Annotated in this window: 22 protein-coding genes and 1 tRNA gene; 16 read left to right on the forward strand and 7 right to left on the reverse strand. The window is 55.6% G+C overall.

The genetic code is table 11. The features are described 5' to 3' along the window. Positions 1 to 249 precede the first annotated feature (249 nt). From FA92_RS02505 to FA92_RS23540, 9 genes are all read left to right on the forward strand, one after another. Positions 250 to 981 (forward strand): S24 family peptidase, encoded by a 732-nt coding sequence (locus FA92_RS02505; RefSeq protein WP_033781987.1) that lies wholly within the window; start codon positions 250 to 252, stop codon positions 979 to 981. Between the two features lie 422 nt (positions 982 to 1,403). Next, positions 1,404 to 1,682: a hypothetical protein gene (locus FA92_RS23820; protein WP_033731690.1), complete on the forward strand. Its 279-nt coding sequence runs from the start codon at positions 1,404 to 1,406 to the stop codon at positions 1,680 to 1,682. A gap of 204 nt (positions 1,683 to 1,886) precedes the next feature. Then, positions 1,887 to 2,354, forward strand: a complete 468-nt coding sequence (locus FA92_RS02515) for a glycoside hydrolase family protein (RefSeq protein ID WP_013356911.1) — start codon at positions 1,887 to 1,889, stop codon at positions 2,352 to 2,354. Beyond that, on the forward strand, positions 2,351 to 2,698 hold the full coding sequence (locus tag FA92_RS02520; protein WP_013356912.1) for a hypothetical protein: 348 nt from the start codon (positions 2,351 to 2,353) through the stop codon (positions 2,696 to 2,698). The genes FA92_RS02515 and FA92_RS02520 overlap by 4 nt, the downstream gene beginning before the upstream one ends. Continuing rightward, a complete protein-coding gene (locus FA92_RS02525; protein ID WP_013356913.1) occupies positions 2,695 to 2,988 on the forward strand; it encodes a hypothetical protein in 294 nt (97 codons plus the stop codon). Before FA92_RS02520 ends, FA92_RS02525 begins: the two co-directional genes overlap by 4 nt. A gap of 204 nt (positions 2,989 to 3,192) precedes the next feature. After that, complete coding sequence (locus FA92_RS02530) at positions 3,193 to 4,947, forward strand: glycosyl hydrolase family 28-related protein (protein ID WP_033781989.1); 1,755 nt, start codon at positions 3,193 to 3,195, stop codon at positions 4,945 to 4,947. Between the two features lie 167 nt (positions 4,948 to 5,114). Beyond that, positions 5,115 to 5,190: transfer RNA gene (locus tag FA92_RS02535), tRNA-Thr, on the forward strand. A 438-nt stretch (positions 5,191 to 5,628) separates the two neighbouring features. After that, positions 5,629 to 5,841, forward strand: coding sequence for a cold-shock protein (locus FA92_RS02540; protein WP_003854408.1), 213 nt, complete (start codon positions 5,629 to 5,631; stop codon positions 5,839 to 5,841). Between the two features lie 3 nt (positions 5,842 to 5,844). Continuing rightward, positions 5,845 to 6,015: a cold-shock protein gene (locus FA92_RS23540; RefSeq protein ID WP_098053076.1), complete on the forward strand. Its 171-nt coding sequence runs from the start codon at positions 5,845 to 5,847 to the stop codon at positions 6,013 to 6,015. Between the two features lie 229 nt (positions 6,016 to 6,244). Here FA92_RS23540 and FA92_RS02545 read toward each other — a convergent pair whose 3' ends face one another. The 3 genes from FA92_RS02545 to FA92_RS02555 form a co-directional block, all read right to left on the reverse strand. Continuing rightward, positions 6,245 to 7,822, reverse strand: a complete 1,578-nt coding sequence (locus FA92_RS02545; RefSeq protein ID WP_013356915.1) for a methyl-accepting chemotaxis protein — start codon at positions 7,820 to 7,822, stop codon at positions 6,245 to 6,247. 301 nt (positions 7,823 to 8,123) lie between these two features. After that, the gene (locus FA92_RS23400; protein WP_197061480.1) at positions 8,124 to 8,273 is read right to left on the reverse strand and encodes a hypothetical protein; all 150 of its coding nucleotides are present in this window, start codon (positions 8,271 to 8,273) and stop codon (positions 8,124 to 8,126) included. Between the two features lie 80 nt (positions 8,274 to 8,353). Continuing rightward, positions 8,354 to 9,316, reverse strand: coding sequence for a chemotaxis protein (locus FA92_RS02555; RefSeq protein ID WP_033781992.1), 963 nt, complete (start codon positions 9,314 to 9,316; stop codon positions 8,354 to 8,356). Positions 9,317 to 9,483: 167 nt separating this feature from the next. Between FA92_RS02555 and FA92_RS02560 the strand changes: the two genes are divergently transcribed. Further along, the gene (locus FA92_RS02560; RefSeq protein ID WP_033731697.1) at positions 9,484 to 9,876 is read left to right on the forward strand and encodes a NirD/YgiW/YdeI family stress tolerance protein; all 393 of its coding nucleotides are present in this window, start codon (positions 9,484 to 9,486) and stop codon (positions 9,874 to 9,876) included. A 36-nt stretch (positions 9,877 to 9,912) separates the two neighbouring features. Here the strand turns inward: FA92_RS02560 and dbpA are convergent, their stop codons facing one another. From dbpA to FA92_RS02580, 3 genes are all read right to left on the reverse strand, one after another. Then, positions 9,913 to 11,295 (reverse strand): ATP-dependent RNA helicase DbpA, encoded by a 1,383-nt coding sequence (dbpA, locus tag FA92_RS02565; RefSeq protein WP_013356918.1) that lies wholly within the window; start codon positions 11,293 to 11,295, stop codon positions 9,913 to 9,915. Between the two features lie 934 nt (positions 11,296 to 12,229). Further along, the gene (locus FA92_RS02575) at positions 12,230 to 13,618 is read right to left on the reverse strand and encodes an amidohydrolase family protein (RefSeq protein WP_033781993.1); all 1,389 of its coding nucleotides are present in this window, start codon (positions 13,616 to 13,618) and stop codon (positions 12,230 to 12,232) included. Between the two features lie 90 nt (positions 13,619 to 13,708). After that, a complete protein-coding gene (locus FA92_RS02580) occupies positions 13,709 to 14,569 on the reverse strand; it encodes a LysR family transcriptional regulator (protein ID WP_033781994.1) in 861 nt (286 codons plus the stop codon). Positions 14,570 to 14,656: 87 nt separating this feature from the next. On the opposite strand from FA92_RS02580, the gene FA92_RS02585 reads away from it, so the two are divergent. The 6 genes from FA92_RS02585 (at position 14,657) to yniD (ending at position 20,363) form a co-directional block, all read left to right on the forward strand. Further along, the gene (locus FA92_RS02585; RefSeq protein WP_033781995.1) at positions 14,657 to 15,829 is read left to right on the forward strand and encodes a cyanate transporter; all 1,173 of its coding nucleotides are present in this window, start codon (positions 14,657 to 14,659) and stop codon (positions 15,827 to 15,829) included. A 207-nt stretch (positions 15,830 to 16,036) separates the two neighbouring features. Beyond that, positions 16,037 to 17,692: an L-lactate permease gene (lldP, locus tag FA92_RS02590; RefSeq protein WP_033781996.1), complete on the forward strand. Its 1,656-nt coding sequence runs from the start codon at positions 16,037 to 16,039 to the stop codon at positions 17,690 to 17,692. After that, on the forward strand, positions 17,689 to 18,462 hold the full coding sequence (gene lldR, locus FA92_RS02595) for a transcriptional regulator LldR (RefSeq protein WP_033781997.1): 774 nt from the start codon (positions 17,689 to 17,691) through the stop codon (positions 18,460 to 18,462). The genes lldP and lldR overlap by 4 nt, the downstream gene beginning before the upstream one ends. Further along, on the forward strand, positions 18,462 to 19,649 hold the full coding sequence (gene lldD / locus FA92_RS02600) for an FMN-dependent L-lactate dehydrogenase LldD (protein WP_033781998.1): 1,188 nt from the start codon (positions 18,462 to 18,464) through the stop codon (positions 19,647 to 19,649). Before lldR ends, lldD begins: the two co-directional genes overlap by 1 nt. Positions 19,650 to 19,706: 57 nt before the next feature. Continuing rightward, positions 19,707 to 20,135 carry an OsmC family protein gene (locus FA92_RS02605; RefSeq protein WP_013356926.1) on the forward strand — a complete coding sequence of 143 codons (429 nt, stop codon included), beginning with the start codon at positions 19,707 to 19,709 and terminating at the stop codon, positions 20,133 to 20,135. 120 nt (positions 20,136 to 20,255) lie between these two features. Then, positions 20,256 to 20,363, forward strand: coding sequence for a small membrane protein YniD (gene yniD, locus FA92_RS23545; protein WP_022625163.1), 108 nt, complete (start codon positions 20,256 to 20,258; stop codon positions 20,361 to 20,363). A gap of 115 nt (positions 20,364 to 20,478) precedes the next feature. Here yniD and FA92_RS02615 read toward each other — a convergent pair whose 3' ends face one another. Continuing rightward, complete coding sequence (locus tag FA92_RS02615; protein ID WP_033731707.1) at positions 20,479 to 20,709, reverse strand: hypothetical protein; 231 nt, start codon at positions 20,707 to 20,709, stop codon at positions 20,479 to 20,481. Positions 20,710 to 20,742 lie beyond the last annotated feature (33 nt).

Raw genomic sequence — 20,742 nt, forward strand, 5'->3', positions numbered from 1 at the left:
TCCGATCCTGTCACCGTTGCCCGTTATGCTGGCTGAATTTCACGCAATTTCTTACGGAACATTCCTGAAAGGCGGGGCTGTATGCGGCCTGAGGCAATATTTTTTGTTCAGCTGCAGGCCGAAGCGGATAATGATAATTAGAAATGCTTGATAAAGCGGTTAGGTAGTAAACGAGCGGTAATATAAAATGAACTGGTAGCAATAATGAAAATAACATCCAGTATCTCTTCTATGGCTGATTATTAACTAATGGTTAAAAAAGAAAGTACAAGACAAGCTTTCACCACCAGGCTGATAGCGGCCTGTGAGAGTGCCGGCATTGTCGGACATGGACGAAACAAACAGGTTGCCAGAGCCCTGCAGCAGCAGGGCTGTAAGATTTCAACACCAGGAGTGTGGAAGTGGTTTAACGCGCAGTCAGTGCCTGATGGCGGCAATTTACTGGCGCTCAGCCAGCTGCTGGGAGTCAGGGTAGAGTGGCTGCAATACGGTATGGAACAACCCACAGACCCGGTAACGCTGAGTACGTTTACCGGCCATAAGAATGTGTTTCGGGTGGATAGCCTTGATATCGGGCAGCGAAGCGCTGCGGGTCTGCCCGCGCGTGATGAGTTTGTAGAGACCATCCAGGCGATCGAATATGGTCTGGATGAGGCGCGGGTGCTATTCAACGGGCGGCCGGCGGAGAACATCCGGTTAATTGCCATCAATAGCGACTCTATGGCTGACACCTTTGCACCGCGCGATCAGCTGTTTGTGGATATCAGCGTGCGGATGTTCGACGGGGATGGCATCTATATTTTTACCCTCGATGAGCAACTCTATCTCAAGCGTCTGCAGCTGCAGCATAAGAAAATTGCTGTAATTTCAGATAATAAACGCTATGAAACCTGGTATCTCAATCACGACGACGTTACCAGCCTGAAGGTCCTGGCAAAAGTGATCATGAGTCAGGCGCGTCACTATCAGATCCTTGGCTAAGGCCGCTTTTGCCGCCTTTCTCAGACAGGCTGCAAAAAAATAATCGGCATAAATTCATAAATTTAACCAGCAGTAAATAAAAAATTAACCAACAGTGTTTGATAAAGCATAAGAACCTGTTAATAATTTGGATATGGATGAACGAAGCAGTTCTTTCACGGATGAGCCGCTCTTAAACAATTGAGGCGCTGCACAAGCGCGAATCATACCACCCAAAAGTCAGTGAACTTTGGGATGGGGTGGATGCGCAAAATGCAGCGTCGTCAGATGCCGTTTATTTCCCCTCGCTTACTTTCCACCTGGCTGCTAACGCAGCCGGGCGGCGAGCGTGCGAGCGCGATACACGTCATTCGGGCCCGTTCGGATCACCGAAAGCTCGCGCCTGCCACCCCATCGCCAAAGACTCATTCACAGGAGGAGTTATGGCGATAATTCACTATGGCAAAAGCGTTTTTGTGGGCAACGCACGTACTCGTCGCCATCGGCGGCGCCAACCTCTCAGCAGCCTGACTCAGAGCATCGACCAGGCCCTGAACTTCCCAACTGAACCCCCCGTCCTGAGACGTGCAGAGCAAATCTGCCAGCGTCAGGTCGCCCCGCGCGTTGATCGCGCAATCACTGCACCCCGCGTCACCAGTCAGGAAACACCCAGTTTCGACAATTGCTGTCTTCCGCATGTTCACCTCTACGCCGTGAGCTGAAGCGCGAAGAAAGCGTGCATTTCCGTTCCGGCTAACTCTTCGTTATCTCCAGCTCTCACTGGACGCAATTTGCTGAATTACTGTTCAGTTTTGCTGCAGGGTCAGTCAGGCCTCTTGCCGCGCCTGAACGGGTAATGATCAGCAGGCGTTATGTATTTCTTTTCACAATGGTGAATTGCTTTAACCCGTCATTAAGGAGTCGTTATGAGCCAGATAATTGCAGTACTGAATTTTGAAGAGGGATATGTCGACACGCCTTATCTCGACACGCTGGGCTTTCCCACGGTCGCGGGCGGTATCCGCATCGGGCCTAAGGGGGCATCGCTGAGTAATTACACTTTCCGCGTGCCACGGCGCGTCGGGGATGTCTGGAAGCAGTGCATTCTTGAAAACAAAGTTCAGGAGATGCAGGGCAGGGATCTGCTGCGTAACGCGCTGGCAAAGTGCAATGACGCCCGCACGGATGTGTTGCTGAGCATGACCTATCAGCTGGGCGTCGAAGGCGTTATGCAGTTCAAAAACATGCTCACCGCCATCGCTGCTGAACAATTCAATGAGGCAGCTGACGCGATGATGAACAGCCTCTGGGCCCGCCAGACACCGGGCCGCGCCCGGCGTCATGCGGAGATGATGCGCAGCGGAACCTATGCGGTTTACAGGGGGCTGCTATGAGATGGCTCATGTTTCTCGTCGCCGTACTGACGGCGATCATCATCCTGCTGCTGTTGCAGCGCTTCACCACCCTGCAATTTGTCTCTCATGCTCGCCTGCTCTTCAAAACCTGGTCCGTCTGGCTCGCGTCGCTGGGATCCATGCTCAGCGCCTGGGCACAGTCATTCCCTTCTGCCGCCGTTGATGCCTGGAACGTGCTGCCGGAGGACGTGAAATCGATTCTGCCACACAACTACCTGGGGTTTGTGGGGGCGTTCATGGTGGCGATGGGCGTGATTGCACAATTTGTTCGTCAGAAAAATCTGCTTAACGCGAAAGAGCAAACGGAAGGAGCGAAACCATGACGCTGATTACCACTTTACTGGGCGGCAGCTGGCACTGGCTTGCTGCACTGGCCGGCATCATTGCGGCACTGGGCGCCAGTTATTTCGGCGGCAGGAAAATCGGCAAAGTGCAGCAAAAAGCGCGATCTGACGTCGCAAACGCGCAACAGGAGGCGTCCCGCGTCAGCGCAGTGGCGCAACAACAACAACATAACCGCGAGGAGGCTAACCGTGTGGCGACTGACAACCATAGCCTTGATGACGCTGCTGCTCGCGACAAGCTGCAGCAGTCGAAATACCACAAACCCTGAGCCGGTGGCGATCACCGACTCTGCCTGCGTACTTTTTTCCCCTCTTTATACCTACGGCGATGACGCGCAAAAAATGGACGTCAGGACAGTGCGCGCCATCAACACCCACAACGACATGTGGGACACCCTTTGCGGCCATCCGGCTGCGGCTAAGTAGTGCGCTGATGGTCAGCGCGATATCTCAATGATCCTGAGGAGGATTCTATGATCGAAGTTAACTCTTTTGCTGAACTGCGCACCACTGTTCCACCAAAATCAGGTGAAGTCGCGAGCCTGAAACGCTATTACGACAAAGACTCCAGCTTCCGTGGCGGCGCAGACTTTGTCGGTTTCCTCACCACCACGCCGCTGAAAGATGATGGCGGTACAGTGGCGGTGGGTAACGGTTTCTACTGGAAGCGCACCATCAACGATCCCGCCGAAGTGAATATCCTGCACTTTGGCGCGAAAGGGGATGGCGTCACCGATGACACTGATGCCTTTAAGCGCATGCTGGCATGGACGCAGAGCTACAACACCTATGCGAAAGCAATTCCGGTACGTTTTCCGGGTGGTCGCTTCCTGATTTCACCTATCGATATCAGCGATACAGAGTTGCCGTTCTTTGGTCTGGCAGGTGACGATATCGAACTCGGCTCGTCACCGCGCACCACTATTATTTCTGACAAAAGTGCTACTCCGGTGTTTAAGGTTAATGCGCGTAAAATCGCCATCAAAGGCATTTGCTGGCACGGACAGGCTAATGCCGGGACTGTCGACACCACACTCAAAGTCACCGTCACGCCTGAACAGTGCAGCAACGTTCAGCCGTTCTTCGAAAACACGATTGTCGGCGGCCAGATCGTCAATATCTTCTGCTTCAAGGCGCAAAGTACCGGGGGAACCGTCTTTAAGCTGCAGGATACGCTCGACAGTAAGTTCGATCAGATCTACACCTCCACGACCTATTCACGCGTGTTTGATGTCGGCTGGTCAAACACACCGAAGGGGAACTGGGACCACTCAACCGCCATTGAGCTCTGTAATGCCAACTTCCAGTCGGGCTACGGCGACGCCACGCTCTACATGCCGCGCGTTACGCAGGGCGTCATGCGCAACGTCTGGATTGAGCACACGACTAACCCGGGGGATCTGTCGGACGGCGGCTGGAACATTGAGACGCTCAACATTGAAGATTGCGCCACGCCGCTCAATCTCAACAATGCCCGCGTGGTAATGCGTCATATTAACCTGCAGGCGGGGGCGAAAATTACTAATGATCTGGCCGGGAGTAAGTGGTTATCGACCTTTGAATATGGCTATCGTCGGGATGAGAACTACGGCACGTTCATGACCGGTTCGCTGCGTGCTGGCTATTACAGCGGCTATAAAGTGGTGAATAACACTGCGACTGACAACTGGTATCGGCTGGGGCAGCTCTATTTCCCGGCGCCTAACCAGCAATGGGTGATGGAACTGATCAGTAAAGCGGATGCCACCACGCCGTCCGGCACCGCCGGTTCACCGGTCAATATGCCTGCCACTGGTAAAACCCTGATCAACCTGCAGCGACTGGAGACGGTCTGGGCCGATGCTTACCACATGGGACAGCCTTCCGTGCTGGACATTCGTTATGGCCGGGTAGGGACCACCTATGCCGTCATCTGGGTCAAGCTGAAAGCCAACAGCGGCGAGACCATGTTCAACCTGAAGACCACCGGTCCGACCCGTTTCGACACCGGTTCCTGCTCGCTGTTCCAGTCGGATATGTCGGTGGTGACGGACATCACCAATATCAGCAACCTGAAACCTGCGGCACGCTTCGGCATGCACAATGGACTGGCAGGTATTGGTGCTAACGAGAAGGGCGTGGTGACGCTCGCGACCGCTGCGGGTACACCGACCAATAAAACCGCGCCAACCGGTTTTGTGCTGATCAATATCAACGGCGTTGACCGCAAGGTTCCTTACTACGATTGATGATCGGCATGTTTTGGGCGAGGCTCCGGCCTCGCCCTTTTTTAACCGGTAACAAAAGTCAGGTGAAAATATCATTGTCATATGGGGAAATATGAATGCTTTTCAAACAAGTGCACTTGACGTAATAACGGCTCTTTTTTACCGTAGCACCCGTACTTCTCACCCTTGCCGGTGTAGCTCAGTTGGCAGAGCAGCGCATTCGTAATGCGAAGGTCGCAGGTTCGACTCCTGTTTCCGGCACCACTCCGCTCTTTTTCAGCCTCACGCCGGAATAAATTTCTGCAGGCCATTCTTAAGCCTTCATTCTGATTAAAGAACCCACACTGAGAATTTACCGTCGCCAGCCGCTATCTGCTGGTGCGGCAGGGTTTGTCTGCCATAAACAATGCGCGCTCTGGCCAGGTTGTCAGTCCGGAACGCTGAACCGTTCACTCATCGCCGCTAAGTTCAGGCCACGCTATTTGCGTTTAATTTGAATAACGGCTTGCGTCGCCTGGTGAAGTGTGGCCTAATGAATCGTCGGTTTGATTAACAGACACTATCAAAGTAAGTAACCAAAGCAGTTCTCATCTCTAAGTTTGTCGCGAGACATCCCTTCTTTTTGAGTCTTCTCTTACGTTCTGATTAAAATCTGTTCTCAGGCCATTATGCCGGAAGGCTCGATATATTAAGGATTTAAGCATGTCTAACAAAATTCGCGGTACCGTTAAATGGTTTAACGCAGAGAAAGGCTTCGGTTTCATCTCTCCTGCAGACGGCAGCAAAGATGTATTCGTACATTTCTCTGCAATCCAGGGCACCGATTTCCGTTCATTAGACGAAGGTCAGCAAGTTGAATTCACAGTAGAAAATGGCGCTAAAGGCCCAGCTGCTGCGAACGTTGTTGGTCTCTAAGGACTGAAAATTACTTTTAAATGTCCTCACTGTAATGGCTCACAGTTTCGTACATCACATTTTGATGTTACAAGAGCCAATCCGCATGGAGCGAAATGCATTTTCTGCAAATCTGTCGTTGTTCAGGTGAACGCGGCGAGGATTGCAATTCAGAGCCAGCTTCGCGCTCTCTGATAAAGGCTAGTGAGCTTTATAGCGTTGTTGCATTTACAGTAATAAAAGGCTGCCTCTGGCAGCCTTTTTTGTTTTCTGCTGTTTCCCCTCCGCCATCCCTCATCCTTTCTTCTGTACCCGCCGGAATACCTTAGCTTCCCTGCGTAACTTTTTGCTCAACCACCTGTAACCTGTTCGTTTACTGTCACCGATCTGAAACAGGCCCGCCGGAGCAGGCCATTAAAGGGAATCAGCGAAGCACGGGTTGCAGTGCGAGCTTGCCGGTATTAAACACGCTCATCGCCTGCGCCATACGCTCAGCCTGATCCTGCAGTGCCTGTGAAGCAGCTGATGCTTCCTGAACCAGCGCGGCGTTCTGCTGCGTTACCGCTTCCATCTGAGTAATCGCCTGATTGATCTCATTGATGCCGCTGCTCTGCTCGCTGCTGGCAATGGTGATTTCGCTCATGATGTTCGCCACGCTCTGCACGCTGTTTACCACCTCACCGATGGTCGAACCCGCATGAGTGACCAGTTTGCTGCCTTCATCGACTTTAGCGACCGAATCTTCAATCAGTACCTTAATCTCTTTGGCCGCGGAGGCTGAGCGCTGTGCCAGATTACGCACTTCACTTGCAACCACCGCAAAGCCGCGACCCTGTTCACCCGCCCGCGCCGCTTCAACGGCGGCGTTCAGTGACAGAATATTGGTCTGGAAGGCGATGGAGTCGATAACGCTGATGATATCGACAATTTTGCGTGAGGAGAGGGCGATCGCTTCCATCTTCTCGATCACTTTTTCCATGACCACGCCACCTTCACGCGCTACGCTGGAAGTCGTCGATACCAGGTGATTAGCTTCACGCGCGTTGTCGGCATTGTGTTTCACGGTCGACGTCATCTGCTCCATGGCAGAGGCGGTCTCTTCCAGTGAACTGGCCTGCTGCTCAGTGCGGGTCGAGAGGTCAAGGTTACCACTGGATATTTGATTAGAGGCGACTGCGATAGTGTCGGAGCCGGTGCGTACTTCAGTCACAATCGACAGCAGGTTATCGTTCATGCGCTGCAGCGCCTGCATCAGGACGCCGGTTTCATCGCGCGAGGTGACCTGCATCTGGGTACTCAGATCGCCCGCGGCAACGCGTTCAGCGACGTCAACCGCAGCAACCAGCGGACGGACAATAGAGCGGGTCAGGAAGTAGCCCAGCATAATCGCGGCCAGAATCGCCAGAGCGGAGAAAATCAGCGTGATGGTGATGGCAGACTGACCATTTTCCACAATACCCTGACCTTCGCTGCGCAGCTGCGAGTCCTGAGAGTTGGCAAAATTTACCGCATCCTGCAGGAATTTGTTCTGGGTGGCGGTCATCGATTTCAGGACATAGGCGCTGGCTGCATCAAAATTGCCCGCTTTGATCAGGCCGATCAATTCAGTTTTGACCTGCTCAAATGCCTGAGACGAGGCCAGCAGACCGGCGATCTTTTTCTTACCGACGGGTGTAACCTGGATGTCCTCAATCTTTTTCATCGCGATGTTAGTGCGTTGCGTGGCTTCATCCAGCTGCCCATAACGTTTCACATTCATTTCCGGACGGTTTGTGTCGATCACCATGCCGCGCAGGTATTTGATCTGATCGTTGACGCCATCGCGCACATCAAATGCCAGTCGTACTTTCACATAGCGATCGTCAACGATCGATGAGATCGCGGTATTAATACTGTTAATTCTGGTAATGGATGTTACGCCAATCACTATCAGTAACGTCACAATAATACCGAAGGCTGCTGCGAGCCGCATTCCCACCTTCATATTCTTGATACTGAACATGTTCTCTTCCCCGTTTTATTATTAATCAGTTTGTTAGCAACACTCAGGTTCTCTGCTGTTGTGCGCAGTGCCTTGCTGATGTCTGTGGTCACAGCCGCAGGCAAAAAGGTGATCTCGCGCATACAGTTATCGGAGCACAAACATGTACCTTTAATAATTTTTAAGTAATAACGGTGCGTGAATAAATAGTCACTGAAAAGCTTCAGAAAGGGTTAACAAATAAACAAAGGGGAAACTCAGGCAAAAAAAAGGGCCGTCAGCAGGAATGCTGACGGCCCGATCCAGACAAGCATGACCGGATTCAGAAAACTAAGAAGTAGAGGCCTACCCAGAATGCGACACTTAACATGACGGCGGTAATCCAGGCCAGCTGGCGTAAACGGCCACGCAGCACTTTCTGAGGAGAAGGGGTAGCAGGTGCCGGTGTAACAGGTAAAGTTTCAATATGCATAGTCGGTTCCTGATCAGGCCAGCCATTCTGCTGGCTAAAAAGTAAAAACATACCGGGCATTCTTCGCGGCCCGGATTTGTTTAGCGGGCAGTGTCGAGAACGTTGAAAATCACGTCTGACAGCTCATTCAGTTCAAACTTCGCCACATAACCGTCGGCACCCACTTTGCGCACATGATCTTCGTTGGCGCTGCCAGAGAGTGAGGAGTGAATGACGACCGGCAGAACCTTGAGAATCGGGTCCCGCTTAATGTTGCGGGTCAGCGTAAAGCCATCCATCTCTGGCATCTCCAGATCGGTCAGGACCAGCGCAATTTTGTCTTGAATCGACTCGCCCGCAGCCTGTGCTTCCTGGCTCATCTGCTTAATTTTTTCCCACGCTTCCAGACCGGTGTTAAACATCAGCGCCGGAATGCCCATGCTCTTCAGGCCCTGCTCCAGCAGCTGACGCGCCACTTTAGAATCTTCTGCCACAATGGCCACCGCCCCAGGGCGATAGTTGAAGGCACGCGGTCTGGCCGCTTCCGGTTCAACGCCGCGCACTGAAGGAATGATGTCATACAGAATCTGCTCAACATCCAGCACCATCGCCAGCTCGTTGCTCTGCTTGTCGCTGTCCAGGCAGGCGATGCTGGTAATATTGCGGCCGCCGATACCGGCTTCAGCGGTATGCACCTGGCTCCAGTCGAGACGCACGATGTTCTCAACTGACTCCACGGCAAACGCCTGGGTGTTACGGGCATATTCGGTCACCAGCAGCAGGTTAAGACCGGTTTCCGGCACACAGCCCGCTACTGCAGGCAGGTCGATCACCGGAATGAACTGACCACGAATACTCGCCATCCCCAGCAGCGGCGAACGCATGCCCGCGGCTTTAGTGATGGTCGGCATCGGTACAATTTCACGCAGCTTGAAGACGTTAATGCCAAACAGTTCAGACTTGCCTTTCAGCTGATCGGAACCTAAGCGAAACAGCAGCAGCTCAAACTTGTTCGATAACGCGAGGTTCGCTCTTTCATCGATCTCTTTTTGAAAATTATCCATGGTTGCCTCTGCATTAACGCAGCTGGTGAAATAGGGTGTTAACAGGTTATCGGCAGCAAACGGAAAAAGGTGAGAAGAGAAGGGTGAAATAAAACGGATGCCAATTATTGTGCCAGGCTTAACCCTGAAGGTTCAACATGGACACCTTTCCAATAAAGGAGTGTGAAATGAAAAAAGTGATTTTAGCGTCGTTGCTGGTGATGATGAGCGCGGGCGTTTCAGCTGAAGAGGGCGGATACAAAGCAGGCGATACGCCGCCGCCGCAACACAAGCAGGATGCCGGCTATAAAGGGTCAGAAGATACCGGCCAGACCCACATCGATCAGATCCGCGATTTCCGTCAGGGCGGGTATGTCACGCTGGAAGGTTACATCGTGAAGAAAGAGCAGGGTGAGCGGTATCAGTTCCGAGACAACACCGGGACATTACCGATTATTGCCCCGAAGAAGACCTTTGATGGTAAAACCTACACCGCTGAGGACAAAGTACGCGTCAGTGGCAAGGTACAGGGTAAAGGCGATAAAACCACGCTGCATGTGTCACGCATCGAAGAGCCATAACAGACCGGGCGAGGTCATGACCTCGCCCTTTTTTATTTAGTCTTTCAGCAGAATCGCCCGGCAGGTTTTGCCTTTGATTTTGCCCTGCTTAAGTTTCACCAGCGCCGCTTTGGCCTGATTTGCCTCAATCGCTACGTAAGCATGGGTCGGGGTCAGGACAATTTTCCCAATCTGCTCAGCGCGATAACCCGCTTCACCCGTCAGCGCACCCAGAATATCTCCCGGACGTATCTTGGCTTTACGGCCACCATCAATGCACAACGTCATCATGGCGGCAGGCAGTGGCTTACTGCTGCCCTTTTTCAGCGTGCTGGCCGAGACCCACGGCAGTTTCTGCTGCAGGAAATCTTCCAGCGCATGCGCACGTGCCATCTCATCGGCCGCGACCAGGCTGACGGCAACACCATGCTCGCCTGCACGCGCCGTACGACCAATGCGGTGCAGGTGAACTTCAGGGTCCCAGGCGAGCTGATAGTTGACCACCATCGCCAGCGATTTGATGTCGAGTCCGCGCGCGGCGACATCGGTGGCGACCAGCACACGACCGCTGCCGTTCGCGAAGCGAATCAGCACGCGTTCACGATCGCGCTGCTCAAGGTCGCCATGCAGTGGCAGGGCGCTGATATCACGCGCGTTAAGTGCTGCAGCAACATCATCACACTCACGTTTAGTGTTGCAGAAGACCACGCAGGATGAAGGCTGACGATCGCTGAGCAGGGCTATCAGCAGGCCCAGTTTTTCATTGTGGCTGGCTTCAAAGAACTGCTGGTCGATTGACGGCAGCTCGCTGACATCTTCAGTGACAACGCTCAGTGCATCACGCTGAAAGCGGGTGCTGATAGCGGTGATGCCGTCGGGCCAGGTAGCGGAAAAGAGCAGCGTCTGACGCGAGGCGGGCGTCGCTTCAATGATCGTTTCCATATCATTGAGAAAGCCCATCTCCAGCATCCGATCCGCCTCATCCAGCACCAGCGTGCTGAGCTGGTCCAGCTTGAGGTTTTCGCGGTTGATGTGGTCGAGGATACGACCCGGCGTGCCGACCACAATATGCGGTGGATGCACCAGTGAATCACGCTGTGCGCTCATCGGCTGTCCGCCACACAGGGTGAGCACTTTGATGTTGCGGGTGAAGCGTGCCAGCTGGCGCAGCACGTTACCCACCTGATCCGCCAGTTCACGGGTCGGACAGAGGATCAGTGCCTGCGTCTGAAAGCGGGTGCTGTCGATATGGTGCAGTAAACCAATACCAAAGGCAGCCGTTTTACCGCTGCCGGTTTTCGCCTGCGCGCGCACGTCGCGTCCCTGCAGAATGGCGGGCAGCGTAGCGGCCTGCACGGGCGTCATGCTGGTGTAGCCCATCTCGCGCAGGTTATCGAGCTGGCTGTCGGGAAGCGAATTGAGGGTAGAAAAAGCGGTCACGGGCGCGGCCTCTGAGGCTGAAAGTGTCGGGCATTATTGCGGGGCAAGTCTGGCAGAAAGCACGCCTGACAGCAACGGGAACCTCGATGGTTAGCGGTATGAAACTAAATCTGCCGGTGCGCTTAGGAATAAGCTGAAGTTTACTGAAAAAAGGTGGTTTATTTTTATAGATTAACGCCGGCTTAACGTGGTTGTTCCAGAGTGACGATCGGTTAATACCAGTAATTATTTTATAAGTGACCGTTTTTAAAAAAATATTTCATTGTTAATCAGATAAATCCTCAACTAAGACTCCAGTAATAGAATTAATCATTAAAAAATATCACCACTGGTGCCGATAAAAATCCTGATCTAATTGCTTTATATTTATCGCGCCATATTCCTGGTACAACGACCGGTAGAGGGTATTTGCATTGAGTAATAGCATCCAGGGACCACATGAAAATGTGCTTAAAATAGTAGGCCGCGCCGTACTGACACTGCATGTTCATGGCGAGAGTTTATCTGCGGATAAAATCGCATCCATGATCGGCTGTTATGCGGAAGATGAGCCCTGTGATCAGGAAGATCGTCGCTTATACGCGCTGGCAATGGAATTAATGTCGAATGATCAATGGGCCAAAAGCGCGTAACCCGCACTCCGCTCAGGTAAATGCAGAGCCTCCCGTGTGGAGGCTCTGTTGTTTTTAGGGGGCGTATGAGGGGGACAGGTTCAGGCAGTAAGGTCGCTGCTGGCAAATCCTGAGCAGGTATGTGTTAGCCGCAGCACAGGCTTCAGGGAGCATACGCCCTCCGCAAAGACGCTAAACCGCCATCCCTGCCAGGCTCAGCGCGGGCGATTACGCACCTCATCCCTGAGGTGCACCCGTAGCCGGGCCAACGCTTTGCATTGTTCAAAAACGATCCCGGCGTTTTTGTCCGCAGCCCTGCTGTGTCAGGCCGAGGCCAGCGCAAAGACCGGCTTACCGCGTGAGAAGGTCGCCACTACCGGTGAAATGCGCGCCACGGCTTCAGCGGAACAGCTCGCTGCTACCAGTATCATGCTCGCATCATCGCCCGGCGCAGGCCACTGACGATCGCCCTGAGCAGAGAGCGGCAGCCGATCGTCTGTGGCGATGGCCAGCGCTCGCGACAGCGAGAACTCGTCCGAACCACGATAGAGCTGTGCATAGAGATTCGCTTTTTCCAGCATGCTGCCGGTGCCAAACGGGGACCAGTGATCGATCACGCTGTCGGTGCCGGTCATCACCTTTATGCCCGCCGCCTGCAATTGAGGAATCGGCATAGTGAGCCTGCCAATCGGCAACGTGGAAGCGACGCTGAACTGCTGCTCCGCCAGCCCTTCGATCATGTTATCCAGCGCACTGCCGGTAAGCGTCGCCAGCGCAAAACCGTGGCTCAGCGTCACTTTACCTTTCAGCACCGGATTCTGCGCAACTGTGTCAATCATGTACTGAATCGCCGCCACGCCAGCCGGTGAGGTTTCATGCAGATGAATATCCACGCCGCGCTGATAATCGAGCGCAATCTGAAACATGGCATCCAGCGACTTCTCCATCGCGCCATCCACGTTAGTGGGATCCAGCCCGCCGACATACTCAACGCCGTTCTGCATCGCCTCACGCATCAGGCCATCAACCTGCGAATGCAGCAGGCCGTGCTGCGGGAAGGCAACAATTTCACAGGAAAAAGCAGGATGACGGGCTAATGCCGCCTGCAGATGTTCCAGACTTTTCAGGCCGCTGACCGGATCGATATTGCAATGGCTGCGGGCGCGGGTAGTACCTTTGGCGTGCAGCAGGGCGATCAATCCTTCGGCACGGGCCTGGGAGTGCGGCAGTAGCTGCGGAATCAGCACCTGCTCGCGCGCAATCATATCCATGATGGTTTTGCCCTGACGTGGACGTGGAGCCTGCCACGGACCGCCGTAGAAGGTTTTATCAAGATGGATATGCATATCCTGCGTCGCGGGCAGCAGCAGCGCCTCCTGCGCATCCCACGACGATAGCGTGCTGTCACCCTGGCCCGCCGAGGTCAGTTGGTCAATTTTGCCGTCGCGCACGCTGATGTCGTAAAGACCGGTCCGGGTCGCGACGACGTCGTCACCCTCGCGGATAAAACTCTCTTCCAGTCGCACATTGCGCAGCAGATAGTGGTCCTGTCGGGGCAGGGCGGCGGGCTGGTCGGGATTGATGGCGGACAACGATGAGCGGGTGGCGGCACTGGCCTGACCGAGACCGGCGGCCAGCAAGCCGCCTGCGGCGGTCCAGCGAACGCTTTGCCCCAGGAAATCACGGCGGCTCGGCGAAGAGGAAATAGGCATCAGAGGCTCCTGCAAAGTGAACAAGGTCTTAATCTGACAAACGACGCGTCACCCTGCTGCGTTATTTTCCACTGACGGCTATTCGATATTTCACTGCCAGCGCAGCTTGCCGAATGCCGCCAGTGACGCCGCCAGTTCGCGCTGCAGCGGATCCTGCGGATGACGGCAGAACAGCGCCAGTTCAAAGGTATTAATCACCGGCAGACCCTGTTCAGGACCCAGAACCCGGTGCTCCGGCAGACGGCAGCTGGCAGGCAGTAACGTCAGCCCCAGCCCCTGTGCACTGGCGGCGGCCAGCGCGACCAGGCTGGCGCTGCTGTAGCTGATGCGCCAGCTTCGGCCCAGCGCATCAAGCGTCTGACAGACCTCATCGCGATAGAGCCCCTGCTGGGGAAACAGCACCAGCGGCACCGGCGTCTGCTCAAAGCAGGGCCACTCTGCGCTGTCGAGCCACAGCAGCGGTTCAGGACGCGACGCCAGCGGACGGTCGCCAGCGGGCTGTTTAATCAGCATGATGTCCAGCTCTTCACGCTTCCAGGCACGACGAAGCTCCACCTGCATACCGCTCATCACATCCAGCCGCAGTTGCGGATGATCACGACTGAAGTGCGCCAGCAGACCGGCCGTGGGGGCGGCAAAATCTTCCGGCACGCCAAGGCGCAGCACGCCATCGCGCCACTGGTCACTCAGTACATCGTGCGCTTCCCCGTTCAGGGCAATAATCCGCCGGGCGTAACCTAAAAGTTTTTCGCCTTCTTCGGTGATCTTTACCTGATGCGAGGAGCGGACCAGCAGTTCTTTACCGACCATCTCCTCCAGCCGCCGCACCTGCTGGCTGACGGTAGACTGCGACAGGTGCACTCTGTCGGCGGCGCGGGTAAAGCTGGCGGTTTCGCACACCGCCACAAAGCTGAGCAGCTGTTGCGGAGTGAACATCGGCTGACGATTCATTTTTCCACTACCTGGCAGAGTAATATTTCATTTCCAGATAGTAGCGACTGCTGTCAGGCTGGCAACTTTTAATGGCGTAGATTTCATATGAAGAGAGAGAACAACCTGCTGCTGGCGGCGCTGGTGCTGGCCGGGCTGAATATGCGGCCACTGATGACCTCGGTCAGTCCGTTACTCGGTGAGCTGCGGCAGAGCATCGGTCTGTCGCCATTGGCGGCCTCGCTGCTGCCTGCGGTGCCGATGATGATGATGGGTGCCATTGCCCTGGTCAGTGCGCCGCTGATGCAGCGCTTTGCGGTGCGCAAATTACTGCTGGGCGGGCTGTTACTGCTGTTGCTGGCGCTGGTGAGTCGATGGTTTGTGACTGACGGACGCGAGCTGGTGCTGACTGCCGTGCCGGGTGGGGCGGGCATTGGTATCGTCCAGATGGCGATGCCGGGATTGATCCGTCAGCGCTTTGGCAGCCGCAGTGCGGGCGTGACCGGACTATGGGCAGCGGCGCTGATGGGCGGCGGCGGGATTGGCGCGGCGATCTCGCCGTGGCTGAGTGCACATGCTGGCTGGCAGGGGGCACTGAGCAGCTGGGCGCTGCCGGTGGTGCTGGCTATCCTGCTCTGGCTGTTGATCACCACCATGCCACCCGCAGCCCGCACGCAGGCTGACGCAGTGCCTTCGCTGTGGCGAAAAACCCGCGCCTGGACGCTGGCGCTGAGCTTCGGGCTGGTGAACGGTGGTTACGCCATTTGTGTTGCCTGGCTGCCCGATTTTTACCATCAGCATGGCTGGAGTGCGCAGGCGGGCGGTTCACTGCTCGGCATGATGATCGGCTGTCAGGTTACCGGTGCGCTGCTGCTGCCTTTGCTGGTGCGGGGCCGCGATCGTCGTCCATTGCTGCTGCTGACCCTGGCCATGCAGTTCTGCGGCATGCTCGGCTTCCTGTTTGCACCACAGCTGGCACCGTGGTTCTGGGCGGGGATGGCGGGCTTCGGGCTGGGCGGGGCGTTTCCGCTGGCACTGGTGCTGGCGCTGGATCATCTGGAGCAGCCCCAGGCTGGCGCGCGGCTGGTGGCCTTTATGCAGGGCGTCGGCTTTATTATTGCGGGCAGCATGCCGTTTATCGCCGGTCAGCTGCATGCGCTCACCGGAAATTTCACCAGCGTCTGGATTCTGCAGGCGACGGTCACGCTGCTGCTGATTGTGCTTAATCTGCGTTTTCATCCGCACAGCTATCAGCGCGCCTTCCCGGAGATAAATCGCTGATTTTGGTCCGACCAATTCCGGTAATATTTTTCTCTGGTTCACACTCCGGGAAAATTCGCCCAACTTCTGTTGCCATAGATTAACAATGCATTAACTATCTGTTGCCATAAGCCCCAATACAGTGGTTTGGTCTGACCAATCCGGGGGCAGATGGCATACAGTACTGCATCTGCATGCCACATCACCTTTTCCTCTGGAGATACTGGCATGCAGATCTGGCAACAAAACTACGATCCGCTGGGTAATATCTGGCTCTCAAGCCTGGTCGCGCTGATCCCGATTCTGTTTTTCTTCTTTGCACTGATTAAGCTGAAGATGAAAGGCTATCTGGCCGCCACCACCACCGTGGTGCTGGCGCTGCTGGTGGCGCTGTTTCTCTATCAGATGCCCGTTGCCCAGGCGCTGGCCGCCGTGGTGTACGGTTTTCTCTATGGGCTGTGGCCGATTGCCTGGATTATTGTCGCCGCCGTGTTCGTCTACAAAATCTCGGTCAAAACCGGTCAGTTCGATATTATCCGTGCCTCTATCCTCTCCATTACCCCCGATCAGCGTCTGCAGATGCTGATTGTCGGCTTCTCGTTCGGGGCGTTTCTGGAAGGCGCGGCAGGCTTTGGAGCGCCGGTGGCGATTACCGCGGCGTTGCTGGTGGGGCTGGGATTTAATCCGCTCTACGCTGCCGGGCTCTGCCTGATTGTGAATACCGCGCCGGTCGCTTTTGGCGCAATGGGCATTCCGATTATCGTTGCGGGTCAGGTCACCGGACTGGATAGCTTCGCCATCGGCCAGATGGCCGGACGCCAGTTGCCGCTGCTGACGCTGATTGTGCTGTTCTGGATTATGGCGATTATGGATGGCTGGCGCGGCGTGAAAGAGACCTGGCCAGCGGTCGTTGTGGCGGGTGGATCCTTTGCCCTTGCCCAGTTCCTCAGCTCCAACTTCCTGGGGCCGGAGCTGCCCGATATTATCTCGTCGCTCGCCTCGCTGATTTCGCTGACGCTGTTCCTGCGGGTCTGGAAACCGGTGCGCATCTTTCGTTTTGCCGATGCAGAGGCGAAGAACGGCGATGTGCTGCAACCGCCACAGAAGTATCGGCTGGGGCAGGTGATCCGCGCGTGGATGCCGTTCCTGTTTCTCACCGCCACCGTCACGCTATGGAGCATCCCGCCTTTTAAAGCGCTGTTCGCCAAAGGTGGTGCACTCTATGAGTGGGTGCTGGCGGTGCCGGTGCCGATGCTGAATGAGCTGGTGGCGCGGATGCCGCCCGTGGTCGGCAGTGCAACGCCTTATCCGGCGATCTTTAAGCTGGATCTGGTTTCCGCCACCGGCACCGCCATTTTAATTGCGGCGATTATGGCGATGCTGTTCCTGCGCATGAAGCCAAAGGCAGCGCTGCAGACCTTTGGTGAAACGCTGAGAGAGCTGGCGCTGCCGATCTACTCCATCGGGATGGTGCTGGCCTTTGCGTTTATCTCCAACTATTCCGGTCTCTCTGCCACGCTTGCTCTGGCACTGGCGCACACCGGCCATGCATTTACTTTCTTCTCGCCGTTCCTGGGCTGGCTGGGCGTCTTCCTGACCGGATCCGATACCTCATCGAATGCGCTGTTTGCCGCGTTACAGGCGACTACCGCCCAGCAGATCGGCGTTTCCGATGTTCTGTTGGTGGCGGCTAATACTACCGGCGGTGTGACGGGTAAGATGATCTCGCCGCAGTCGATCGCCATCGCCTGTGCGGCGGTCGGGCTGGTGGGAAAAGAGTCCGATCTGTTCCGGTTTACGGTTAAACACAGCCTGATTTTCACCTGTATGGTGGGGGGGATTACCACACTTCAGGCCTACGTCTTCCCCTGGATGATCCCATGAGCAACACTGCCGATCCGCTGGTGACACGCCTGCGGGCCTATATCACCGAACATCAGCTCGAGCCGGGCATGCGCCTGCCCGCCGAGCGCCAGCTCTCTGCTGAACTCGGCGTCTCACGTTCCTCGCTGCGTGAAGCGATACAGCAGCTGATCAGCAGCGGCATACTCATCAGCCGGCGCGGCGGCGGCACCTGGATTCGTCAGCAGCTGGCACCCTGGTCGGAACAGCGCATCGTCGAACCGATTCGCCAGCTGCTGCGCGACGATCCCGACTACCGCTACGACATTCTGGAAGCGCGCCATGCCATCGAGGCCAGTACTGCCTGGCATGCGGCACTGCGCGCCACCGATGCCGACAAAGAGAAGCTGCAGTACGCCTTTGACGCCACCCTGAAGCTGAAAGAGAGTGACGATCCCGACCTCGCTGCCCAGGCGGATGTGCGCTTCCATCTTGCGATTGCCGAGGCGTCACACAATGTAGTTCTGCTGCAGACCATGCGCGGCTTTTTCGAGCTGCTGCAGTCGTCGGTGATGCAGAGCCGTCAGCGCATGTACACCCAGCCAGCCATTTTTGCCCGCCTGACGGAACAGCATCGGGCACTGCTGGATGCGATCCTCGCGGGCGACGCCGACGCGGCCCGTCAGGCGGCGATGCAGCATCTGGGCTTTGTCCACACCACGCTGAAAAGTCTCCATGAAGATGAAGCGCGCCAGGCGCGCATCACCCGCTTACCGGATAACGACACACGCAACCCAAAGGAATCTGACTGATGATTATCTCAGCTGCCAGTGACTATCGCGCCGCCGCGCAACGTATCCTGCCGCCGTTCCTGTTTCACTACCTTGATGGCGGGGCTTACGCCGAGCACACCCTGCGACGTAACGTAGAGGACCTTTCTGACGTGGCGCTGCGCCAGCGCATTCTGAAGAACATGTCGGAACTTAGCCTCGAAACGAAATTATTTAATGAAACCCTGTCGATGCCGGTTGCGCTGGCACCGGTCGGCCTGTGCGGCATGTATGCCCGTCGCGGCGAAGTGCAGGCGGCGCGTGCGGCAGCCCTGAAAGGCATTCCGTTTACCCTGTCGACAGTCTCGGTCTGCCCGATTGAAGAGGTGGCCCCGCAGATCAATCGTCCGATGTGGTTCCAGCTTTACGTGCTGCGTGACCGCGGCTTTATGCGCAATGCGCTGGAGCGTGCAAAAGCCGCTGGTTGTTCAACGCTGGTGTTTACCGTGGATATGCCGACGCCGGGCGCGCGCTATCGCGATGCGCACTCCGGGATGAGCGGTAATCACGCGGCGCTGCGTCGTTACTGGCAGGCGGTCACCCATCCACAGTGGGCGCTGGATGTGGGACTGCAGGGCCGTCCGCACGATCTGGGGAACATCTCCGCCTATCTCGGCAAGCCGACCGGGCTGGAAGATTATATTGGCTGGCTGGCGAACAACTTTGATCCCTCGATCTCGTGGCGCGATCTGGAGTGGATCCGCGAGTTCTGGGACGGGCCGATGGTGATCAAGGGCATTCTCGATCCGGAAGATGCACGCGACGCGGTACGTTTTGGCGCGGATGGCATCGTGGTCTCGAATCACGGCGGACGCCAGCTGGATGGCGTGCTCTCCTCAGCCCGTGCGCTGCCAGCGATTGCCGATGCGGTCAAAGGTGACATTACTATTCTGGCAGACAGCGGTATTCGCAACGGGCTGGATGTGGTGCGGATGATTGCGCTGGGGGCAGATAGCGTGCTGCTGGGACGTGCATTTATCTATGCGCTGGCGACCCATGGACAGCGCGGCGTGGAAAACCTGCTGAATCTTATTGAGAAAGAGATGCGTGTGGCCATGACGCTGACAGGCGCAAAATCGATAAGTGAAATTACCCGCGATTCGCTGGTGCAGGCGGAGGCGCTGCTGACACCAACAGGCATGGTATCACGTCCCCGCGCGGTGAGTTAGCCTGCGAAAATGAATGTATTGTCTATACTTAGCTTCTTTACCAACAGGAGGAATGACATGACCATTCATAAGAAAGGTTCGGCGCACTGGGAAGGCGATATTAAAGGCAAAGGCACCGTCAGCACCGAAAGCGGCGTGCTGAGCCAGCAGCCTTATGGCTTTAATACCCGTTTCGAAGGCGTCAAAGGCACCAACCCGGAAGAGCTGATTGGTGCAGCGCATGCGGCCTGTTTCTCTATGGCACTGTCGCTGATGCTGGGCAATGCGGGCCATAAACCGGAAAGCATTGATACCACGGCTGATGTGTCACTGGATAAAAAAGGCGAGGGCTTTGCCATCACCAAAGTGGCGCTGACCAGCACCATCTCCCTGCCAGGCATTGATGAGTCGACCTTCGACGAAATCATCAACAAAGCCAAAGCGGGCTGCCCGGTTTCTCAGGTACTGAACGCGGAAATTACGCTGGATTACACCCTGAACAACTGATGCCGGCAACGGGTCGCCTTTTGGTGGCCCGGACGTTATGCTATGCCTCCCGGTCCTGTTGCTGACCGGAACAGATGCGCCTTCTGGCGCATCTTCGCTTTCTGATTAGGGGAGACCGAGGTGACAAGATACCGGGCGGCCAAAAAGTACTGGAAGATGGTGCTGGTTCTGTTGTGCATTTGCGGCGCGCTGCTGCTGATACGCTGGGCTGCCATGATCTGGGCCTGAGCAGATGAAGTGGATTAGTCGCCACTCGCTGGGCATATTACTGATGGTAATTATCGTACTGGAAGTGGTTTATTTTCTGCTCACCGCCTCGTGGCTGCCGTGGCGATAAACGCATTCAGACAAAGGCATCCTCGCGCCGTTTAGTCCGCACATCGCTGCGCGCAATGCGATAAGCCTTACGCGGATCGCCCACCACAAACTCAAAAGTTGGCGTGTAATAAAATGGCAACCAGCCGCCATAGCTGCTCTCCCACTCCCATCGGACGGGGCAGGGCCACAGAATGCCATCATACAAAAGATAGTAAACCCAGCGTCCACCAGGACGACGGGGGCGTGATGTTTTCATGGGATTCACAACGGTAATGGGTAACAACAGCTT

It is taken from the genome of Pantoea sp. 9140 (assembly GCF_000745295.1).
Classification (GTDB): Bacteria; Pseudomonadota; Gammaproteobacteria; order Enterobacterales; family Enterobacteriaceae; genus Pantoea; species Pantoea vagans.

Excerpts from the sequence above, each read along its gene's own strand:
- FA92_RS02580 (WP_033781994.1), bottom strand. The coding sequence starts at position 14,569 with ATGAATCGTCAGCCGATGTTCACTCCGCAACAGCTGCTCAGCTTTGTG.
- FA92_RS02555 (WP_033781992.1), bottom strand. The coding sequence starts at position 9,316 with ATGGATAATTTTCAAAAAGAGATCGATGAAAGAGCGAACCTCGCGTTA.
- lldD (WP_033781998.1), top strand. The coding sequence starts at position 18,462 with ATGATTATCTCAGCTGCCAGTGACTATCGCGCCGCCGCGCAACGTATC.
- lldR (WP_033781997.1), top strand. The coding sequence starts at position 17,689 with ATGAGCAACACTGCCGATCCGCTGGTGACACGCCTGCGGGCCTATATC.
- FA92_RS02525 (WP_013356913.1), top strand. The coding sequence starts at position 2,695 with ATGACGCTGATTACCACTTTACTGGGCGGCAGCTGGCACTGGCTTGCT.
- FA92_RS02530 (WP_033781989.1), top strand. The coding sequence starts at position 3,193 with ATGATCGAAGTTAACTCTTTTGCTGAACTGCGCACCACTGTTCCACCA.
- lldP (WP_033781996.1), top strand. The coding sequence starts at position 16,037 with ATGCAGATCTGGCAACAAAACTACGATCCGCTGGGTAATATCTGGCTC.
- FA92_RS02560 (WP_033731697.1), top strand. The coding sequence starts at position 9,484 with ATGAAAAAAGTGATTTTAGCGTCGTTGCTGGTGATGATGAGCGCGGGC.
- FA92_RS23820 (WP_033731690.1), top strand. The coding sequence starts at position 1,404 with ATGGCGATAATTCACTATGGCAAAAGCGTTTTTGTGGGCAACGCACGT.
- FA92_RS02505 (WP_033781987.1), top strand. The coding sequence starts at position 250 with ATGGTTAAAAAAGAAAGTACAAGACAAGCTTTCACCACCAGGCTGATA.
- FA92_RS02605 (WP_013356926.1), top strand. The coding sequence starts at position 19,707 with ATGACCATTCATAAGAAAGGTTCGGCGCACTGGGAAGGCGATATTAAA.
- FA92_RS02585 (WP_033781995.1), top strand. The coding sequence starts at position 14,657 with ATGAAGAGAGAGAACAACCTGCTGCTGGCGGCGCTGGTGCTGGCCGGG.
- FA92_RS02575 (WP_033781993.1), bottom strand. The coding sequence starts at position 13,618 with ATGCCTATTTCCTCTTCGCCGAGCCGCCGTGATTTCCTGGGGCAAAGC.
- FA92_RS02520 (WP_013356912.1), top strand. The coding sequence starts at position 2,351 with ATGAGATGGCTCATGTTTCTCGTCGCCGTACTGACGGCGATCATCATC.
- FA92_RS02540 (WP_003854408.1), top strand. The coding sequence starts at position 5,629 with ATGTCTAACAAAATTCGCGGTACCGTTAAATGGTTTAACGCAGAGAAA.
- FA92_RS02615 (WP_033731707.1), bottom strand. The coding sequence starts at position 20,709 with ATGAAAACATCACGCCCCCGTCGTCCTGGTGGACGCTGGGTTTACTAT.
- FA92_RS02545 (WP_013356915.1), bottom strand. The coding sequence starts at position 7,822 with ATGTTCAGTATCAAGAATATGAAGGTGGGAATGCGGCTCGCAGCAGCC.
- FA92_RS02515 (WP_013356911.1), top strand. The coding sequence starts at position 1,887 with ATGAGCCAGATAATTGCAGTACTGAATTTTGAAGAGGGATATGTCGAC.
- FA92_RS23400 (WP_197061480.1), bottom strand. The coding sequence starts at position 8,273 with ATGCATATTGAAACTTTACCTGTTACACCGGCACCTGCTACCCCTTCT.